The following is an 18,650-nucleotide window of genomic DNA, read 5'->3' as shown; positions in this document are numbered from 1 at the left end:
TGTGCACGGAAGTTCGGCCCCTGCTACGAAGTTCTGCTCACATGCGGCGAAGCCGCTCTACGCGCTGTGCCGGCCCGAGCCCCGTGCCTTGCGGGCCGGTGCCGCGGCCCGGCGCTGCGCTCGGTTGGAGGGCCCACCCACGGTGATGGGACGCGCCAACAGCACGGCGATGGCCGTGGTCAGCGGGACCGAGAGAGCCAGCGCGACGCCGCCCACCGCGGAGCGGACGATCTCGATGGCCACCGAATCGCCGGTGAGAACGTCCTGGATGGACCGGTCGGCGACGCTGAACAGCAACAGCAGGGGTAGCGCGCCACCGGCGTAGGCGAGCACGAGGGTGTAGACGGTACTGGCGATGTGGTCACGTCCCACCCGCATCGTGGCGGTGAAGATCTCGCGCCGCGTCGCCGTCTCGTCCACCGAGGCGAGCTCGAAGGCCGCCGACGCCTGCGTGATCGTCACGTCGTTGAGTACGCCGAGCGAACCGATGATGAACCCGGCCAGCAGCAGGCCGGTGACGCTGACATTGCCGATGTACGTCTGCACGGCGGTGTTCTGCTCCTCGGACAACCCGGTGAGATGGGTCATGCGGATCGCGACGTAGGACAGCACTGCCGCCAGGGCCATCGACGTGAGCGTGCCCAGCAGCGCCGAGCTGGTGCGTAGATTCACCCCGTGCGCCAGATACAGCACGGCGTAGAGAATCACCGCACCGGCGACGAGGGCGACCGGAATGGCGGGTGCGCCGTCGAGCAGGGCGGGCAGCATGAACACCACCAGCACCGCGAACGCGAGAAGCAGGCCGACCAGTGCGCGGAACCCCCGCCAACGGGCGACGACGCAGATGACCACGGCGAACACGCCGACGATCAGTGCCAGCGGCAGCCCTCGGGAGTAGTCGTTGAAGGAGTAGCGGACTCCTCCCGACGGGTCGGTCTGCACAACCAGACGGATGTCCTCGCCTGCGCTCAGCGTCGGTTGGCCGGGACCCGGCGCGATCTCGAGTACCGTCCTCTTGCCTGCGTCCTCGCCGGTGGTGATGTCGACGATGCTGCGCTGGCATTCGTAGGAGTCGTTGACCGCAGGTGTCGGGTCGCCGGTGAATGCTCTGCCTGCGTCGGGACTTCCGCAGGTCCCGATGCTCTGCGAGGTGATGGTGCCGGCCTCGGTGGACACCGCACCACCGCCGGAGGTCTGGAACGGCAGTGGGATGTCGACACTCTGCTGGCTGGGCCACAAGGCGATGGCTCCGCCGATCACGGCAATGGCGATGGCAACCAACAGTCCGACGACGACCTTGGCCGCCACCGGTCCCAACGGAGCCGGAGTATCGCTGTGGCCGTGCCCGTGTCCATGGCCTGCATAAGCGTCGAGGCTTGGCCTGTTGCCATCGGGAGACGTGCCGTGTGGTTCCACGGTGCAAGGCTAGTACGGGCCGGGATGGTGGCCGATGCGAGGAGCTCGGTGGCGGGGAGCAGGGGGGGCGTCCCCCGCCACCACCTGACCGACCCGGGGGGGAGGGGTACGACCAGGGCTCGCGGGCACCGAAGTGCCGTCCGCCAATGTACAGATCATTCGTGGTTCAGGCGGGACCGCCCCGATGTTTTGTGCGTCACTTTCAACTACTTGACGGTAACTTCGCGGCTCATTGCTTGTACGACGCGAGGAAGTTACCGAACCTCTCGATCGCCACGGCCAGGTCTCGCGCCCACGGCAACGTCACGATGCGCACGTGGTCGTGGCCCGGCCAGTTGAAGCCGGTCCCCTGAACCACCAGGATCTTCTCCTGCAGCAGCAGATCCTGGACGAGCTTCTCGTCGTCGTAGATCTCGTGCACCTCGGGATCGAGCCGCGGAAACGCATACAGCGCACCCCGCGGTTTGACGCACGAGACGCCGTGAATCGCGTTGAGCTTCTCCCACGCGACGTCACGCTGCTCGAGCAGACGGCCGCCGGGCAGGATCAGATCCTCGATGCTCTGATACCCACCGAGTGCGACCTGAATGGCGTGTTGTGCAGGCACATTGGGGCACAGTCGCGTCGACGCGAGAAGGTCGATGCCCTCGATGAACCCTGCGGCGTGTGCCTTCGGTCCGGTGATCGCGAGCCATCCGGCGCGGTAGCCGGCCACTCGATACGCCTTGGAGAGTCCGTTGTACGTCAGGCAGAGCAGGTCGGGAGCCAGGCTCGCCAGCGAGGTGTGCTCTGCGTCGTCGTAGAGAATCCGGTCGTAGATCTCGTCCGCGAGCAGCAGCAGCTGGTGCTTGCGCGCCAGATCGACGATGCCCTGCAGCACCTCCTTCGAGTACACCGCCCCCGTCGGATTGTTGGGGTTGATCACCAGCAGCGCGACGGTCTTCGGGGTGATCTTGGACTCGATGTCGGCCAGATCGGGATTCCACCCGTTCTCCTCGTCGCACATGTAGTGCACGGCCTTGCCGCCGGACAGCGTCGTCATCGCCGTCCAGAGCGGGTAGTCCGGCGCCGGGATCAGTACTTCGTCACCGTCGTCGAGCAATGCCTGCATCGTCATCGTGATGAGCTCGGACACCCCGTTGCCGAGGTAGATGTCGTCGACGTCGAGCTCGGGGAAGCCCGGCTCGAGTTCGTAGCGCGTGACGATGGCTCGCCTGGCCGACAGGATGCCCTTGGACTCGGAGTACCCCTGGGCCACCGGCAGCGCCGCGATCATGTCGCGCACGATCACGTCGGGGGCCTCGAACCCGAAGGGTGCCGGGTTTCCGATGTTGAGCTTGAGGATGCGGTGCCCCTCGGCCTCGAGACGGGCGGCGTGGGCGTGTACCGGTCCGCGGATCTCGTACAGCACGTTCTGCAGCTTGGTGGACTGCTGCAACGTGCGGTAACGCGGCTGGGAGTGGATCTGCGGAGTGGTCACCCGTCACATCGTGCCAGGTGGGTGCCACGTAATTCCACGAGGTTGTTTCGCCCGGGATGTCAGTGGTTGGTGGAACAATCTGCTTCCATGTGCGGACGGTATGCCAGTACCCGGAGTGACAGCGACCTGCAGGCGGTGTTCGACATCGCCGAGACCGTCGGAGCGGAAGTGCCGGCCTCGTACAACGTGGCCCCCACCCAGACGGTCCGGACGGTGCTCGAGCGCGCACCGAAAGACGAACCCGAGGCCGACGCCGTGCGGCAACTGCGATCGGTGCGCTGGGGCCTGATCCCGTCGTGGGCGAAGGACGCAAAAATCGGTTCGCGGCTGATCAACGCCAGGTCCGAGACCATCACCGAGAAACCGTCGTTCAAGAAGGCAGCGAGCCGTCGGCGATGCATCGTTCCCGCCGACGGCTACTACGAGTGGGAGAAGCGCGACGGCGCAAAGGTGCCCTATTTCCTGCACGACGGTGACGGCGTGCTTGCGATGGCAGGCCTGTACGAGCTGTGGCGAGATCCCACCAGGGCCGAGGACGACGAGAACCGCTGGGTCTGGTCGGTCACCGTGCTGACGTCCCCGGCTGCCGATGCGCTCGGCCACATTCACGATCGCTCACCGGTCGTGCTTCCGCCGGATCTCCGTTCGAGCTGGCTCGACCCCGCAGTGACGGACCTCGGGGACGTTCGAGACCTGCTGGCCGCGATCCCCGAACCACGGCTCGAGCCCTACGAGGTCAGCACCGCGGTGAACAGCGTGAAGAACAACAGCCCGGAGCTGCTGACACCGGTATAGCGATGTCTCAGGCGAGTCGCGCCCGGCAGATGTCGGCAATCGCGGCCCGCTCGTCCGGGGTCAGATCCTCGGCGACCGGTGAATCGAGAATGCGACGCAGTCGCTGGAAGTAGGTCCGCGCGTCGACGCCGAACGCTACGTAGATGTCCTCGTCGCTACCACCGCCGTACCCACGCCAGGTTCGGCCGAATGTCAGAATCTCGTGGTCCACCGAGTGGGTAGTGGTCCGGCGCATGGTGTCCCCCTAGTGCTGCTTGTCACCCATCATCCGGGTCGTGGTTGAAGGTCCGGTGAACACCGCGTTACGTGCACGTCAGTTCACTAGGGTGGAACCCGTGACTGCTCTCGCCTACGGATCCTGGCCCTCGCCCATCACCGCAGCAGATCTGTCGTCTGCGGGCCACCCCGTCGACGGTGGTTGCTTCGTCGGCAGCGAGATCTGGTGGTCGGAACTGCGGCCCGCCGAACAGGGCCGAACAGCGATCTGCCGCCATGTCGACGGAGAAGTGCAGCCCATCCTGCCCGCACCGTTCAACGCCCGCACCCGCGTACACGAATACGGCGGGGGAGCCTGGACCGCGACGGCAGACGGCGACCTGGTGTTCGCCGAGTTCTCCGATCAACGCGTCTACCGACTCACCCCCGGCGGCGCACCCGTGCCGCTGACTCCGAAACCGGCTGTGGCGTCGAGCATCCGGTACGCCGATCTGTCGATGGTCGGCACCGACGTCATCGCAGTTCGCGAGATGCACGACGCGGGCGCGGTGTCCCGAGACATCGTGGCCATCGATCTCGGCGGCGGCGGAGTGCGCTCGTTGGTGGCGGGCTCGGACTTCCTTGCGTTCCCGAGACTGTCACCCGACGGCACCCGCATCGCCTGGATTGCCTGGAACCACCCGCAGATGCCATGGGACGGAACGGAACTGCGCGTAGCGTCGCTGGCCGATCCCGGCGCATGGACCGTACTGCTCGGTTCGACCGAGGAATCGGTGTTGCAGCCGGAATGGATCGACAACGAATCGCTGTACGCCATCAGCGACCGAAGTGGTTGGTGGAACCTGTATTCGGTCACGCTCGACGGGTCGGTCACACCGCTTCGGGCGCTCGACGCCGACTTCGGGGCTCCACTGTGGCGGCTGGGATCGAGCTGGTATTCCGTGCTCGACGACGGGACTCTGCTCACCGCGCGGACCGTCGGCACCGACACATTGGCGATCCTCGATCCAGTGTCCGGGGAACTGGACGACATCGCGCTCGACGGGGTGACGTCGGTGGGCCTCGGTGGGCGTTCCGGCTCGACAGTGTTGATCAAGTGCGGCGGAGCGCACGTTGCAGCCGGGTTGTTCACCCTCGACCTCGAATCTCGCGAATTGACCGCTGTGCGTTCGGGTTTCGAGTCCGTTCCCGACGCTGCTTACTTGCCGGAGGGGCGTCAGGTGACGTTCCATGGACCGAATCGTGAGGTGCACGCCATCGCCTATGCGCCGCGCAACCCATCCTACGAAGGGCTCGACGGCGAACTCCCGCCGTATGTCGCCTTCGTCCACGGCGGTCCGACGGCGCATGTGGCACCAGGTCTCAATCCGTTGTTCGCCTACTTCACCAGCCGCGGCATCGGCGTCGTCGATGTGAACTACGGCGGGTCCAGTGGATACGGCCGCGAATACCGCAACCGGCTGCGCGGGCAGTGGGGAGTGGTCGACGTCGAAGACACCATTGCCGCGGTGCAGGGGCTGGCCGACAGCGGACTCGCCGACCCACGCCGGCTGGCCATCGAAGGTGGCTCCGCGGGTGGGTGGACGGTTCTGGCCGCGCTGACATCCTCCGACGTATTCGCTTGCGGTGCATCGTACTTCGGTGTCGCCGAGCTGGAGCTGTTCGTTGCCGAGACCCACGACTTCGAGTCCCGCTACATCGACGGGCTCATCGGACCGCTGCCCGAGGCCATCGATCTGTACCGCACCCGCGCTCCGGTCAACAACGTCGACGGACTGAACTGCCCGGTGCTGTTGTTGCAGGGGCTGGACGATCCGATCGTGCCGCCGTCACAGGCCGAGCGGTTCCGAGATGCGATGGTGGAGAAGGGAATACCGCATGCCTACCTGGCTTACGCGGGCGAGTCGCACGGATTCCGCAAACTGGAGACACAGGTGAACGCGCGAGAATCCGAACTGTCCTTCTACGGCCAGGTCATGGGATTCACGCCGCCCGGAATCCCCGAGCTGCAGCTGTGGCGTCCCGCTAGCTGAGCGGTGGGTGCGCCCTTTTCGCTTCGAGAAACTCGAGTAGCGCGCTGGGGATAGCGCAGTACTTGCTGTTGCCCTCCGACAATTTGCTGCCCGCCTCGAACGCTGCCTTGGACGGGCCGTTGTGTTCGCGGATGAGTGCGCAGAGGCGCTCGTCGGTGCGGCCGGACTCGCAGCATTGTTCGACGTGCGCTCGGTCGTCCGGTGGCAGAGCCGTCCACCACTCGTCGTAGCGGCGAAAGAGCTTGTCCGCGTCGTCGGTCATGCCTGCTCCTACTTCTCGGGTACGCCGTGCGATTCCGACCATACTCACGATGTCCGATTCCGCTACTTCCGAGGGGGTCGGAGGCAACCTCACACTGCTTGTGCAGGGTGCGCGCCTGTCTTTCGACGCGACGACGGGCGCGCAGTCGGTAGAAAGGTCGCGCGGTTGCGCCGCATGGCTCTGTCGGCAGCATCGCGGATCATTCGATCGACGAGTTCGGGGTGCTCGAGGTCAGACCAGGCGATTCGCACCACCTGGCGTCCGGTGGCGCGAATGCGATCCTCGCGACGCTTCTCGTCCCACAACACATCGGCCGCAGACTTCCCCTCGGGCACGTAGCGTCCGTACTTCACCTTGCCGTCGAATTCCAGCACGGTCTCGATGTCGGGCAGATCGAAATCCACGCGCCCGGCGGGGCCACAGGAATCTGTGATCGGTACCTGCAGCAGTGGGGTGTAGCCCAGGCTGTGCAGCACTACTCGGGCGCGGGATTCCCCGACACTCTCGGACCGGCCGTTCATGAACTCCGCGACTCGACGGGCCATCCGATTGCCCGGGTGGTTCGGGCACGAATCCAGTGCCGCGAGAACATCTTCGGTGGTGAGTCCGCGGGTTCTGGCAGCGAAGTCCGCGATACAGACGGCCGTCTCGAACGGGAGTGAGCGGGCACAATCGGCAACGGTGCGCGCGAGAGCCGTGATTCGCACGCCGTCGAAGTCCACAACTTCTTCGTCGGTGTACGGCGAGGTGTGCACCGCTCGAACGGCGCTGCTACGACCGCCGCCGCGGGCACGATTGCGCGTGATGTGCACTCGGCTCAGGTCGGCATTCCATACGTCGAGACCGTGGAAGACGGCCGCACTCACATGGCTGACGACTGCGTCGGGTGAGGTGGTTGCGTCGAACACAGCCTCCGCGATGACCCGATGCTTGTCTTCCCTCGGCAGTGCGTCGAATTCTTCTCTGCTGACGAACCTTCCGGGACGGAGTCGACGCCACGCTCGCGTTCGGCAGTAGCGCTGCAACTCTGCGTCGGAAATTCCGCGGGAGAGTGCGTCGGATCGCGAGACGATGCGGGTCATGGAGAAATGCTCTCGGGCGCAATCGCTTTCGACAAGCCCCAAGTGCCCGATTATGGATAACTCGCTGCCTGTGGATAACTCGTGCCGGGACCGCACACCCCTACTGACGACTGCGCGCCCCTGCTCTGACGTGAGCAGGGGCGCGCAGTCGGTAAAAAGGGTGTGAGGTTACTTCCGGCGACCCGGAACCTTGGCTCCCGGAGCGAATCCGAGTCCACCGGCCTTCGGCTTGGGTGGAGTGCGATCGTCGGCTTCACCCGCAGTGTCCGACGCCTCAGCCTTCGGTGCCTCTGCTGCCGGTGCCTCTGCTTCCGGTGCCTCGGACTTCGGTGCATCGGCAGGTGCATCGGCATCCGGAGTCGGCTCGGCCTTCTCGGGCTCTGCGTTCTTCGGCTCGGCCGGTGTCGCCGGAGATGCAGCACCGGGAGTGCGTGCACCCGGCTTCTTGAATCCGGACTTGACGGCCAGACCCTTCGGCTGGACGGTCGGCTTGGATTCCGCTGCAGCCTCGGTGGTGGGCTCTTCCGATACCGGTGCCTCGGCGGCCGGTGCCTCAGCAGCAGGAGCCTCGGACGCGGGTGCCCCAGCAGCAGGCTTACCCGGTGCCTTGGCTCCCGGCTTCTTGAATCCGGACTTCACGGCCAGGCCCTTGGGCTGAACGGTCGGCTTGGATTCGCTTGCCGCAGCACCCGATTCGGCAGACTGGCTTGTCTCCGGGGTAGATGCCGAAGCCGCATCGGCCTCGGCAGGCTTACCCGGTGCCTTGGCTCCCGGCTTCTTGAAGCCCGACTTCACTGCCAGACCCTTGGGCTTGACGGACGGAGTCGATTCCGAGGCCTCGGCAGACGGAGCTTCGGCGGGAGTCTCGGCAGGTGCAGGTGCAGGTGCAGGTGCAGCCGCCTTCGCGCCGGGTGCCTTCCCCTTCATCTGCAGACCCTTGCCGCCGGGTGCCTTGCCGCCGGCCATTCCGAGTCCCTTGGGCTTCGGGGCTGCCTCGGCCTCGGCAGTGTCGGCTTGGTCGGTGGCTCCAGCCGAACCGGGTGCCTTGGCTCCCGGAGCCTTGGCCAGACCCTTCATCTTCAGTCCGCCGCCGGCCTTCGGAGCGGGAGCTGCCGGAGCGGACTTCGCCTCGGCAGGCTCTTCGACGGGTGCGATGCGCTCGGCCTCTTCGACCTCGGCAGCGTTCTCGGTGGCCAGCTTCTCCTCGGGAGTGCGCTCGCGGGGGATGACCTTGATGTTCTCGCCGAGTACCGAGGATTCGACACGGGTGATCGACTCGAGCATCAGCTGCGCGACATCGACGACCTCGACGCCCTCGTGTGCGCCGCCTTCCTGACGTGCGGTGACACCGTCGGTGAGCATCACGCGGCAGAACGGGCAGCCCGTGGCGATCTTCTTCGGGTTGGTCGCCAGCGCCTCGTCGACCCGGTCGATGTTGATGCGCTTGCCGATGTTCTCTTCCATCCACATGCGAGCGCCACCGGCACCACAGCACATGGACCGCTCACCGTGACGCGGCATCTCCTTGAGGTTGGAGCCCGACGCGGCCATGAGCTCGCGCGGAGCGTCGTACACCTTGTTGTGCCGGCCGAGGTAGCACGGGTCGTGGTACGTGATGTCCTGGCTGACCGAGGCCACCGGGATCAGCTTCTTCTGCCGCACGAGGCGGTTGAGCAGCTGCGTGTGGTGCACCACGTCGTAGTCGCCGCCGACCTGCGGGTACTCGTTACCGAGCGCGTTGAAGCAGTGGGCGCAGGTGACGACGATCTTGCGCTTGTTCTGCTCCACGCCGTCGAACACGTTGTTGATCGTTTCGATGTTCTGCATCGCGAGCTGCTGGAACAGGAACTCGTTGCCTGCGCGGCGAGCCGAGTCACCGGTGCAGGTCTCGTCTGCGCCGAGCACCATGAACTTCACGCCTGCGGTCGCGAGCAGTTCGGCGACGGCCTTGGTGGTCTTCTTCGCGCGGTCCTCGTAGGCACCGGCACAGCCGACCCAGAAGAGGTATTCGTAGTCCTGGAACGAATCGGCGTCCTGGCCGAAGACCGGGATGTCGAAGTCCATCTCGTTGATCCAGTTGAGCCGGTCCTTGGAGTTCTGGCCCCAGGGGTTGCCCTTGTTCTCCAGGTTCTTGAACAGACCTGCGAGCTCGGACGGGAACTCCGATTCGATCAGCACCTGGTAGCGGCGCATGTCGATGATGTGGTCGACGTGCTCGATGTCCACCGGGCACTGCTCGACGCAGGCACCACAGGTGGTGCAGCTCCACAGCACCTCGGGATCGATGATGCCGCCCTCGATGGCGTCGGCGACGAGCTTGCGATCGGCCTCGTCGCGAGCGTTCTGCGGGATGGCGTCGAGCGCCTTCTGGTCGACGTTGCCCTCGGCGTCGACGAGTCCGACCTCGTCGCCTGCCATGTCCTTCTTGCCGCCGGCCAGCAGGTACGGGGCCTTGGCGTGGCTGTGGTCGCGCAGCGACATGATCAGGAGCTTGGGGGAGAGGGGCTTGCCGGTGTTCCAGGCGGGGCACTGCGACTGGCAGCGGCCGCACTCGGTGCAGGTGGTGAAGTCGAGCCAGCCCTTCCAGCTGAAGTCCTCGATCTTGCCTGCGCCGAACGCGTCGACGTCGGGGTCGGCCTCTTCCATCTCGAGGACCTTGCCGCCCGACATCATGGGCTTGGCCGGGCCGAGAGCGACGGTGCCGTCGTCCATGCGCTTGAAGTAGATGTTGGGGAACGCGGTGAAGCGGTGCCACGCGATACCCCAGTTGATGCGCGAACCGACGATGTAGAGCCAGATCATGCCGGACATCAGCTTGACGAACGCGAACACCGCGACCATGTTCGAGTTGGCGGGCAGCAGCTCGGCCAAGCGGATCGTGAAGAAGTCCGTGTACGGGTTTCCATGCCCGTAGGTGGCGATCTTGCCTGCCTTGACGAACACCATGCCCAGGCCCTCGATGAGCACGACGGCCTCGACGAAGTAGGCGGCCTTGAACCCGGAGCCGGCGAAGCGCGACTGACGCTCGGGCTTCCGCGGGTGGTTGAGCTGGCGAATGATGATCAGCGTGGTGATGCCGATGACGGTGCCGAGGCCGAGCAGCTCGTCGATGAGGTGGTACGCCGCGGTGTCACCGACGATTGGCCAGTGGAACTCCGGGTTGAACGTCTGACCGTAGGCCTCGAACCAGACGATGGCACCGAGCATGAAACCGATCATGACCAGCCAGTGCGCCCAGCCGACGGTGCGGAACTTGACCATCTTGGTGTGGGCCAGGAACTCGACGACCATCTGCTTGAAGCGAGGGACTATCGGTCGCCAGCGGTCGGGTGCCGGCTGGCCGAGGCGCACGATGTTGAACATCCGCAGGCCTCCGCGAATGAAGACGTACCAACATACGAGGCTGAGCAGAGCACCGACTGTGCCCAACGTGATCGTCAGGGCGTTCATGTCGCGGCCTTTCGTTCAGGTGGCAGCTGGAAGGGCTGCCGCGGGTTCAGCCCGTCGAGCATATGACGGTCCATGTTACTCGCCAGTAGCAATTCTTTCGTACTGACGGGTAACTTAACACCGATCACGTGGAGCGGCGCTGGTGGGCGTCGAAATGAGGCCGTCCGACGGGTGGGCTGAACTCGTCAGTAGGTTGTCTCCCGGATCACGTTAGGCGTAGGGCCCTCGGGGGTTGTCGAGAAGGCAGTCCTTACTTAACCGAAATGCTGCCCTGGGCGTGAGCCGTTGGGCCGGCTTTTCGCGGGGCATCTGCCCGTCATTCGGACGAACGAACTGCGATGCCCGCCGGATAGGGAGACATGCCCGCTGCGCTGCAAGAATCGTAATATTGTGACTGCTGACAACGAATGGGTTTCGGGACAGTGTCAAAAGGACAACGAACGGTCCGATTCGTGCGCTACACTTCGGTCGCATCGAACGTCGCAAAAGGGTCATCGGGGTGGCTTTGAGCTCACGGGTCTGGGTGGACCGTCGAGCGTGCACATCACAGAAACGGAACAGCTCTACATGAAACTCAGCAAACTGGTCGTCACATCGGCCCTCGTTGCAGTCGCGATGGGCCTGGCCAGCGGAACCGCAAACGCGCAGGCCCCTACTGAGCAGGCGACCCCCGGCGACACCAACTACACCGTCGACCTCGAAGATCGCACGATCGTCACCACGATCGATGCAGGCGTCTTCAAGGTCGCCGACGACGGCAAGACGGTCGACGTCCTCGACGCCGCCGACAACACCCTCGTGACGCTTCCGCTGTCGTTCAACCTCGGCGGACTGAACTTCCCGTACGAGCAGAACGTCGACGACAACGGCAAGACACTGCGTCTGGTACCGAACCTCGACTTCACCAAGGCATCGGCCAACTCGCGCAGCATCGGCGCCACCACCGTCGCTTCGCCTGAGGAGAACCTCAAGGCGCAGCAGAACTTCTCGTCGCAGCTCGGAATCGCTACTGCAATCGGTGGTTTCACCGGTACCGCTATCGGAGCGGGTCTGGGACTCATCGGCATTATCGGCGGCCCCGCTGTCATCCCGGCTGTGGTGACCGGTGCAGGCATCGGCGGCATCGTCGGCACCATCATCGCCGGCGGCCCCACTCTCGTCGTTGCCGGAATCGACTTGATCAACACGCTGAACGCGGCACCGGGTACCACGGTCTGGGCCAACTAGTCTTCAGCAGCACGCAGAGCCCGCACTCGTCGAGAGTGCGGGCTCTTTGCGTTGCGTGTGGGTCACCGACCGAGTTCGGTCCGTCAAGGCGAGGGTGGACGTCTACGGCACAAACAGGTCAAACGCTTGTTTGCACGCATCTACTGAACTTTCCGTAACGTAGAAGCCATGAAAACCGACTGTACATCCGTTGGCGGGGTGATGGACGGAAAACTGACCGACGAGCTCCGCGATGAGTGGGACGCTCTGGCGGAGCGGGTCGGCACGGTCTTCTCTTCCCGTCCGAGTTATGCGATGAATGCACCTCGACCGGCAGGGAGTGAGCTCGTCTTCGTGCAGATACGTCGAGACATGCGGCTGGTGGCTCTGGCCCCGATGTTCGTGACGAGACTGGGTCCGTTGAAGGTGGCGAAGATTCTGGGGGCCGGACAGGGCGTCCCGACGGAATTGCTCAGCGAGGACGACGCGTCGTCTCACGCCCTGTGGGATGCCGTCGAAGGCAGCGGTCTGCTGTTCTACGCGGATTCGATGATCGACGACAGGACTGCCGTCGTGGCGCTCGGTACGCACCCGCGGTGGCGTTCCGAGTCGATCGTGCGGGAGCGAGTTCCGGTGATCGAGGTGCCGGTGGGAAGTACCGCTGGACATGTGCGGGGGCGAAATTCGCTGAAGCGGCTCGGGAAGTACAGACGTCAGGCCGAGCGGGCCGGAACTCCCCTCACGATCGAGACCGTCCGCGATGCGGAGCACTTCGAGCGACGGTGGGAAGACATTTCTCGACTGGCGGCCGCGTCGACCCACCGCACCGACCGTACCGACTACCTTGCGGAGCAATCGCCCGCCGACGCCTCGGCGTCGGCGAAGGACTTCCTGGCTCGTGAGGCAGCGGCCGGGAGATTGGCTCTCTCCGGGGTGAGTGTCCAGGGGCAATGGCGGGCACATCAGATCTGCGTTCGTACGGGGGCGCGGCTCGAAGCGTGGTTGACGCACTACGATCCCGAGGTTGCGAAGTATCAACCCGGGCATCAGATGATGGAATGGTTCGTGCAGACGCACGACGAACTCGACGTGACCGTGCTGGACCTGGGCGTCGGTGTCAACGACATCAAGAGGTCCTGGTCCACCTCGTCCTACGACGTGTTGGCCGTGGTGGGCGTACCCGCACGCACGAGGGGTTCCCGGATTCTGGTCGGCTTGCTGCGTCGATGGGAGCTGTCGCCCGGGTTCGCGCACGCCCGGAAGGTGGGCTACTCGGTGCTGTCACGTCTGCGACAGTCCACGAACTAAGAGGTTCGGATCGTCAGGCCGGGGTTGTCGGCGAGGACGTCGTTGATGGGGGTGGCGAACAGTTCGGGTCGCTGGCCCTGGAGCATGCTGAACACCGTCGCGATTTCGCACGACGGCTGATCGCCCACATTCGAGGCGCTCGCAATGCCCACGGCGAGGGTGCCGCTGACGATGGGTCCACCGCTGTCTCCGCGCAATGCACAGATGGAGGTGGAGAAGCTGCGATCGAAGACGTTCTCGCCCAGGGTGACGTGCTGACCCGTGGAAAGAATTGTGCCGCAACTGAAACCGGTCCTGGATCCGGACTTGCAGACCGGTGCTCCGACGATCGGATCCACTGTTCCGGTGACGTGCAGGGGTGCCGCCCCGGGGACTCGCACGGCATTGCTCTCGAATTCGCCGACGTTGGCGTCGTCGACGTCGATCAACGCATAGTCGTTGTGCGACTGGCTGGTTCGGTAGAACGAACCGAACTTCGATCCGACGAGACTGCCGTACATCGGGTATGCGCCCGTCAGAGCTGCGGAACCGGTTTCTGCGGTGTTCGGATTGCAGTGTCCCGCAGTGATGTTGATCGAACCGTGGGTCGGGTCGACGGCATTGAATCCCAGTGAGCATCGCTGACCGAGGCCGGCAGGCGTGCCCGCGAGGAAGCTGTCTCCGCCCAGATACGAACTCGGGCGAATCGGGCCTGCGATCGGTGATGGGTCGAACGGGAGCAGGTCCACCAGAGGCTGGACCACATCGAGAACGGCCGCCGGGATCTCGATGGGAGCGGTTTCGACCTCGAAACCGCCGGCCGACGCCGCGTAGGCCACATCGGCGTGGGTCGGTCCCTCGGCCACCGCGACCACCGGACGCCCGTTCTCGTCGAGCCACGCGTTCGTGACGGCGCCGGAACCGGTGGTGGCGATGAATTCGGCCAGTCGCCGAGCCGCGTCCGCTCGGTCGAGAAACTGCTGCGGATCGAGCCCGAGGTCGCGGGCCACAGCGTCGGCCAGGGCCGCAGGCAACACCGGGTCGGGAGCCGGATCGGCCACCGCGGTGGGCGCGGATACGGCCATCGTCAGTAGAAACGGAACAGCGACGATCGATAGCCGGCACGCTCGGCGACGCATAGAAACCTCTCCCCTGGGCATCGAGATGTGATGCCCTTCACCCCTGTCGTACGACTATAGGGGGTGGGTGGTTCCCGGCGTACCCGGCTCACTCGGTTCGCAGCGTTGCTCCGGTTGCGCGGGTGACCTGGTCGATGGGAATGCCCAGGCTGGCGGTGCCGCCGTACTGCGCAAGCGCGAGGTTCGCCTCGTTGCAATCGGGTGCGCCGCCGCTGTTGGATCCGCTGGTGATGCCGAGTGCGAGTGTTCCGGTGACGATGGCACCGCCGCTGTCGCCTGCGAGAGTGCATGCGGTGCTGGCGAATCCGCGAACGGTGCGGGACGTGCCGTCCTCCATGTAGAGCTGAGTCTCGACGCGATCGGCCGCAACCACTCCGCAGGTGAACGACGAGGACTGCCCGGACTTGCAGACCGGTGCTCCGATCACGGGAGCGGCGGTTCCGGTGACAGTGACCGTGCTGCCGTTGGCTCCACGGACGGTGGGACGGTCCAGTCCCGACGCCAATCCGGTGTCGTTGAGCGCGATGACCGACCAGTCCAGTCCGTCCTCCGCGCCCAGACTCGATCGGTCGAACGTTCCGATCTGTGTGCTGCGCGCGATGTCGGCCGCATCGGGAAGGTAGACCGGTGCGCCGCCGGACCCGGTGGCCTTGTTGGGATTGCAGTGGCCGGCAGTGAGATTGACGCCGGCACCGGCGGAGTCGACGGCATTGAAGCCGAACGAGCAGATGCTGATGTCGGTGGCCGGAGCGTCGGCGATCGGTCCGGTGGTGGTGACGTACGTGTCGCCGCCCATCGGAGTCGGGTCGACCGGCTTGTTTCCCCCGGGAGACAGAATGACCTTGATGTTCGCCAGCAGGGTCGGCAGATTCAGCGCGCTGCCGATCGGGCTGTTCACCAGATCGATGATGATCTGGTTGTCGATGAAGTCGATGGCCGTTCCGTTGATCTGCTCCGAGATCTCGCGAGGGAGACCGGCGATCCAACTGTTGAGGTCTGCCAGCGACTTCTCTAGTCCGTCGGCCGAGACCGGCGACTGCGCAGTGGCGTATCCGTCCTTGGCGACGGCCTGCGCGGCGGCAGGCGAGGTGACGGCGACAACGGCATTGCCGTCGGGTCCGATCCAGGCACCGGCGAAATCTGCGGGACGGCTGGCCCGGAAGTCCGATGCGTACGCGGACAGTTCCTGAGCGCGGGCAGCACGATCGAGATACTCCTGCGGGGAGATTTTCAGATCTCGTTGCACGGCCTCGACGAGCTCTCGGGGAAGCTGATCGGCGGCTGACTGGACGACAGGATCCGCTGCCGCTGTTCCGGAGAACGAAGCAAGAAGAACGAAAGCCGTCGAACACAGCACTGCTGCACGCAGCGCCCCGGTGTTACGCATGTAATCCCTTCATCGGGTGCTTGTCATCAGCGACCCACCCTAGGGCATGAGGCGCACAATCAGTGTTCGCGCAGCTCAGGGCTCATCGGACTCTTCGGGCGGGGTGGTGGTCGTAGCCGCGGTCGTCGTGGTGACAGCCGTGGTCGTCGTCGTCTCGACCGGGGTGGTCGTCACCGGAGGCGTGGTGACCACAGGCGTGGTGGTGGCTACCACGGGCGGAGGAGCAGGAACCGGCGCGGGCGGCGGGGCGGGAAGGGGTGCGGGCGGGACGTACGGCGCGTTCGTCGGTTCGTCGACCACCTCCGGCACGACGACCGGCTCGACGGGCGTGGCGGTCGTGGTGGACGGCGCGCGAGTGGAGGTGACGATCACCGAGCCGGCATCGCTGACGGTCGGAGGCGTCGCGGCGGGAGCAGTACCGAACACTCCACTCACTGCCGCGATCGCGAGCACGATCACCACGCCTGCCGCTGCGCCGGCCACGATGGTGGCGATGGTTCGCGAACGCTCGCTGCGTTCTTTCTTCGCACCGACCGATGCGGCTGCCGCCGGGGCCACGGGCACGTGACCGGTGCTCGACGCGGTGTCGTCGACCGGTTCGATCGGCTGGGAGCGCAGTTCGGAGGGGGCGAACACCGGAGCGACCGCCGGGATCGCCTCGGAGAAGGCGAGGGACGGCATCGGCGCGACGACCGGGATGGCGTCGGTGTCCAGGGATTCCGTGCCGTCGTTGCGAGTGACCGCCGGCGCAGCACCGGTCACGAGAGAGTTGCCGTCGACGTCGTCGATCTCGGCGAGCAGCAGCGCGCCGCGAGTGGCAGCCAGCGGTTGGACGAGGAGCAGGCCGGACGAGCGTTCGGCGATCTCGGTTGCCACCGACGGGAGTGCCGCGCTGCCGCCGGAAAGCACCACGGTCCCGGTCTGTGGCACGTCGAGCTCACGGAACGCCGGCGCGATCAGGGCGGCGAACTCGTCTCGCGTGATCGTCGTGGAGTGCGAGACACCCGGGAGATCGACCGAGATCGTGGCGGTCTTGTCCGTGCTCAGGGTCTGTTTGGCGGCCTCGCACGAGGCGACGACGCCTTCGAGTGCGGCCAGGACTGTCGCGTCGGACAGGTCGATGTGCTCGCGATCGGTCACCACGTGATCGAAGAGTGCATCAGTGAAGACGTCTCCACCGACGGCGGTGGTGCGCACCGTCCCACCACCCGGGTAGGTGGAGATGTCGGTGCCGGTAGCGCCGATGTCGACCACCGTGACCGTCGCTGCCGAGCTCGGCTGTGCGAACGCGCTGGCGGCTTTGGCGTCGGGCACCAGCGCGACCTCGGTGAGGCCCGCATGATCGAGGGCGTCACGCAGCAGGGCGACGCTCTCCCGCGGCCACCGCGTCGGGTAGGTCATGGTCGTGACGGGAGTGTCGCCCGACTCGGCCGAGATCCCAGCCTTCGCAGATGCCATCGTGACGAGGCAGTTGGCGGCGTTGGCCATCAGGTCTTCGGCGCGGTAGGCGTCGGCGTCGGGCTCGAGATCCTCCTGTTGGCCCACGAGATTCACGAACCGGGTGAACGGGGCGGTGTCGGCGGGTTCACCGAGATGGGCGCGGCCGTCCTCGTCGAATCGCAGCGTCGTCGGTAGGACGACGATCGTCGGTTCGTCCCCGTCGGAGGCGCGGTAGGCCGCGACGGACCTGGTGTTGCCCACGGTGATTCCGAGATGGCCGGCACCGCTCATGGAGTGTCCCCTGTCGATCGGTCGTTCGACGCCGAGTCGGAGGGTGTGCCGTTACGGGCCGCCGACTCCTGTTCGGATGGGGGCTGCTCGCCGGCCGGATCGGACTCGGAAGTCTCGCCGGATTCGTCGGCGGGCTCCTCGGACGGCAGATCCGTGTCCGGTTCGACCGGTTCGGCGACGACCGGCGGCTCCGCGGCGTCGGTGTCCTCGGGGGCCTCGATCGCGGGGCGTGTGTCGATCTCGGTCTCGGTCGGCTCGCTCCGCGGGCGGTCGGACGTTTCGGACGGGGTCGGTTCTGCCGTGGTGGTGACCGCAGGCAGCGGAGCGACGGGAGCGATCTCGGCGGCCGGCTCGACGACGACGGTGGGGAAGTCGATCGGGCCACCCGACCCGGAGCCGATCGACGAGGTGGGCGGCACCACCTGAGCGTTGTCGACGGTGGGGACGGTGGTGTCGGTCGGCGTGCCGAGTTGCAGTGCGACGAGCGCGGCACCGACGGTCAACGCCGCAGCGAAGGCCGCCGCCGCGAACAGTGGGCGGCGGTCGGATCTCGCCGGTTTCACCACCGCAAAGCGTTCGGTGACGGCATCGACGGGGAACTCGGCGGCCAGAATGGCAGCGCCGCGCGCTGCGGCGACAGCAATGTCCTTCTTCTCCAGTGTCGCCCGTACCGACGCGTTCCAGGCGGCCAGCGCCTCCGCCTCGGCTACCAGCGAGACGTGGGCGAGCCCGTGCGCGTTCATCGCCGAACGCAGAGCGAACACCTGCTCGGCGGTCCACCGGGCCGGATAGGTCGCGGCCGCGGCGAGATCGGACGGCCGCAGATCGATCGACGACGCGACCTCGGTGAGCAGGCACAGCAGCGCCATCGATGTCAGTTGCTCGGCGGGGAAGACGGTGCCCTTGCTGCCGGTGACTCCCACGCCGTCGGCGAGGGAGTCGAGGAAATGTGTATACGCCTCGGAGTCGGCATCGGGTGCATCGCCGAGGGAGACGGTGCCGTCGGGATGTGTGTTGAGCACGGTCGAGTGCAGCGACGCCAGGTGCAGAGACGGCCCGGGCGCTATCGGATGGGACACGGCGGCGACGGCGCGGTCGTCGTCCAGGTAGAGGCCGACATCCGGGGTGCCGATCTTCGCACTGCCGGGCTGCTCGGTCATGGGGAA

At 65.9% G+C, this 18,650-nt stretch carries 14 protein-coding genes; 4 read left to right on the top strand and 10 right to left on the bottom strand.

What is annotated here, in order from left to right; translation table 11 throughout:
* Nucleotides 1–57: 57 nt before the first annotated feature.
* Nucleotides 58–1,416, bottom strand: a complete 1,359-nt coding sequence (locus tag MTX34_RS07620; protein ID WP_243608977.1) for a YibE/F family protein — start codon at nucleotides 1,414–1,416, stop codon at nucleotides 58–60.
* Nucleotides 1,417–1,645: 229 nt separating this feature from the next.
* Nucleotides 1,646–2,896 carry a pyridoxal phosphate-dependent aminotransferase gene (locus MTX34_RS07615; protein ID WP_032396087.1) on the bottom strand — a complete coding sequence of 417 codons (1,251 nt, stop codon included), beginning with the start codon at nucleotides 2,894–2,896 and terminating at the stop codon, nucleotides 1,646–1,648.
* Between the two features lie 87 nt (nucleotides 2,897–2,983).
* Here MTX34_RS07615 and MTX34_RS07610 point away from each other — a divergent pair, with 87 nt between their 5' ends.
* A complete protein-coding gene (locus MTX34_RS07610; RefSeq protein ID WP_243608976.1) occupies nucleotides 2,984–3,691 on the top strand; it encodes an SOS response-associated peptidase in 708 nt (235 codons plus the stop codon).
* A 7-nt stretch (nucleotides 3,692–3,698) separates the two neighbouring features.
* Here the strand turns inward: MTX34_RS07610 and MTX34_RS07605 are convergent, their stop codons facing one another.
* Nucleotides 3,699–3,926: a DUF3263 domain-containing protein gene (locus MTX34_RS07605; RefSeq protein WP_243596717.1), complete on the bottom strand. Its 228-nt coding sequence runs from the start codon at nucleotides 3,924–3,926 to the stop codon at nucleotides 3,699–3,701.
* A gap of 100 nt (nucleotides 3,927–4,026) precedes the next feature.
* Here MTX34_RS07605 and MTX34_RS07600 point away from each other — a divergent pair, with 100 nt between their 5' ends.
* On the top strand, nucleotides 4,027–5,940 hold the full coding sequence (locus MTX34_RS07600) for a prolyl oligopeptidase family serine peptidase (protein WP_243608975.1): 1,914 nt from the start codon (nucleotides 4,027–4,029) through the stop codon (nucleotides 5,938–5,940).
* Here MTX34_RS07600 and MTX34_RS07595 read toward each other — a convergent pair.
* The 3 genes from MTX34_RS07595 to MTX34_RS07585 form a co-directional block, all read right to left on the bottom strand.
* Entirely contained in the window at nucleotides 5,933–6,202 is a 270-nt protein-coding gene (locus MTX34_RS07595) for a hypothetical protein (RefSeq protein ID WP_243596715.1), read from the bottom strand. The genes MTX34_RS07600 and MTX34_RS07595 overlap by 8 nt on opposite strands.
* Before the next feature lie 89 nt (nucleotides 6,203–6,291).
* Nucleotides 6,292–7,284, bottom strand: a complete 993-nt coding sequence (locus tag MTX34_RS07590; RefSeq protein WP_243608974.1) for a hypothetical protein — start codon at nucleotides 7,282–7,284, stop codon at nucleotides 6,292–6,294.
* Nucleotides 7,285–7,452: 168 nt separating this feature from the next.
* Nucleotides 7,453–10,734 carry a heterodisulfide reductase-related iron-sulfur binding cluster gene (locus MTX34_RS07585; protein WP_243608973.1) on the bottom strand — a complete coding sequence of 1,094 codons (3,282 nt, stop codon included), beginning with the start codon at nucleotides 10,732–10,734 and terminating at the stop codon, nucleotides 7,453–7,455.
* Nucleotides 10,735–11,301: 567 nt separating this feature from the next.
* Between MTX34_RS07585 and MTX34_RS07580 the strand changes: the two genes are divergently transcribed.
* Nucleotides 11,302–11,961, top strand: coding sequence for an ammonium transporter (locus MTX34_RS07580; protein WP_243608972.1), 660 nt, complete (start codon nucleotides 11,302–11,304; stop codon nucleotides 11,959–11,961).
* A 168-nt stretch (nucleotides 11,962–12,129) separates the two neighbouring features.
* Nucleotides 12,130–13,248, top strand: a complete 1,119-nt coding sequence (locus MTX34_RS07575) for a GNAT family N-acetyltransferase (protein ID WP_243608971.1) — start codon at nucleotides 12,130–12,132, stop codon at nucleotides 13,246–13,248.
* On the opposite strand, the gene MTX34_RS07570 is transcribed toward MTX34_RS07575, so the two are convergent.
* From MTX34_RS07570 to MTX34_RS07555, 4 genes are all read right to left on the bottom strand, one after another.
* Nucleotides 13,245–14,312, bottom strand: a complete 1,068-nt coding sequence (locus MTX34_RS07570; protein ID WP_243608970.1) for a S1 family peptidase — start codon at nucleotides 14,310–14,312, stop codon at nucleotides 13,245–13,247. The genes MTX34_RS07575 and MTX34_RS07570 overlap by 4 nt on opposite strands.
* Nucleotides 14,313–14,454: 142 nt before the next feature.
* On the bottom strand, nucleotides 14,455–15,753 hold the full coding sequence (locus MTX34_RS07565) for a S1 family peptidase (RefSeq protein WP_243608969.1): 1,299 nt from the start codon (nucleotides 15,751–15,753) through the stop codon (nucleotides 14,455–14,457).
* Between the two features lie 75 nt (nucleotides 15,754–15,828).
* Nucleotides 15,829–17,484, bottom strand: coding sequence for an Hsp70 family protein (locus MTX34_RS07560; protein ID WP_243608968.1), 1,656 nt, complete (start codon nucleotides 17,482–17,484; stop codon nucleotides 15,829–15,831).
* Nucleotides 17,481–18,644, bottom strand: a complete 1,164-nt coding sequence (locus MTX34_RS07555; protein WP_243608967.1) for a hypothetical protein — start codon at nucleotides 18,642–18,644, stop codon at nucleotides 17,481–17,483. Before MTX34_RS07555 ends, MTX34_RS07560 begins: the two co-directional genes overlap by 4 nt.
* Nucleotides 18,645–18,650 lie beyond the last annotated feature (6 nt).

The organism is Rhodococcus sp. ARC_M5, assembly GCF_022810405.1.
GTDB lineage: Bacteria > Actinomycetota > Actinomycetes > Mycobacteriales > Mycobacteriaceae > Rhodococcoides > Rhodococcoides navarretei.
The sequence above is the reverse complement of the archived record's forward strand: the minus strand, read 5'-3'. Positions and strand labels throughout refer to the sequence as shown.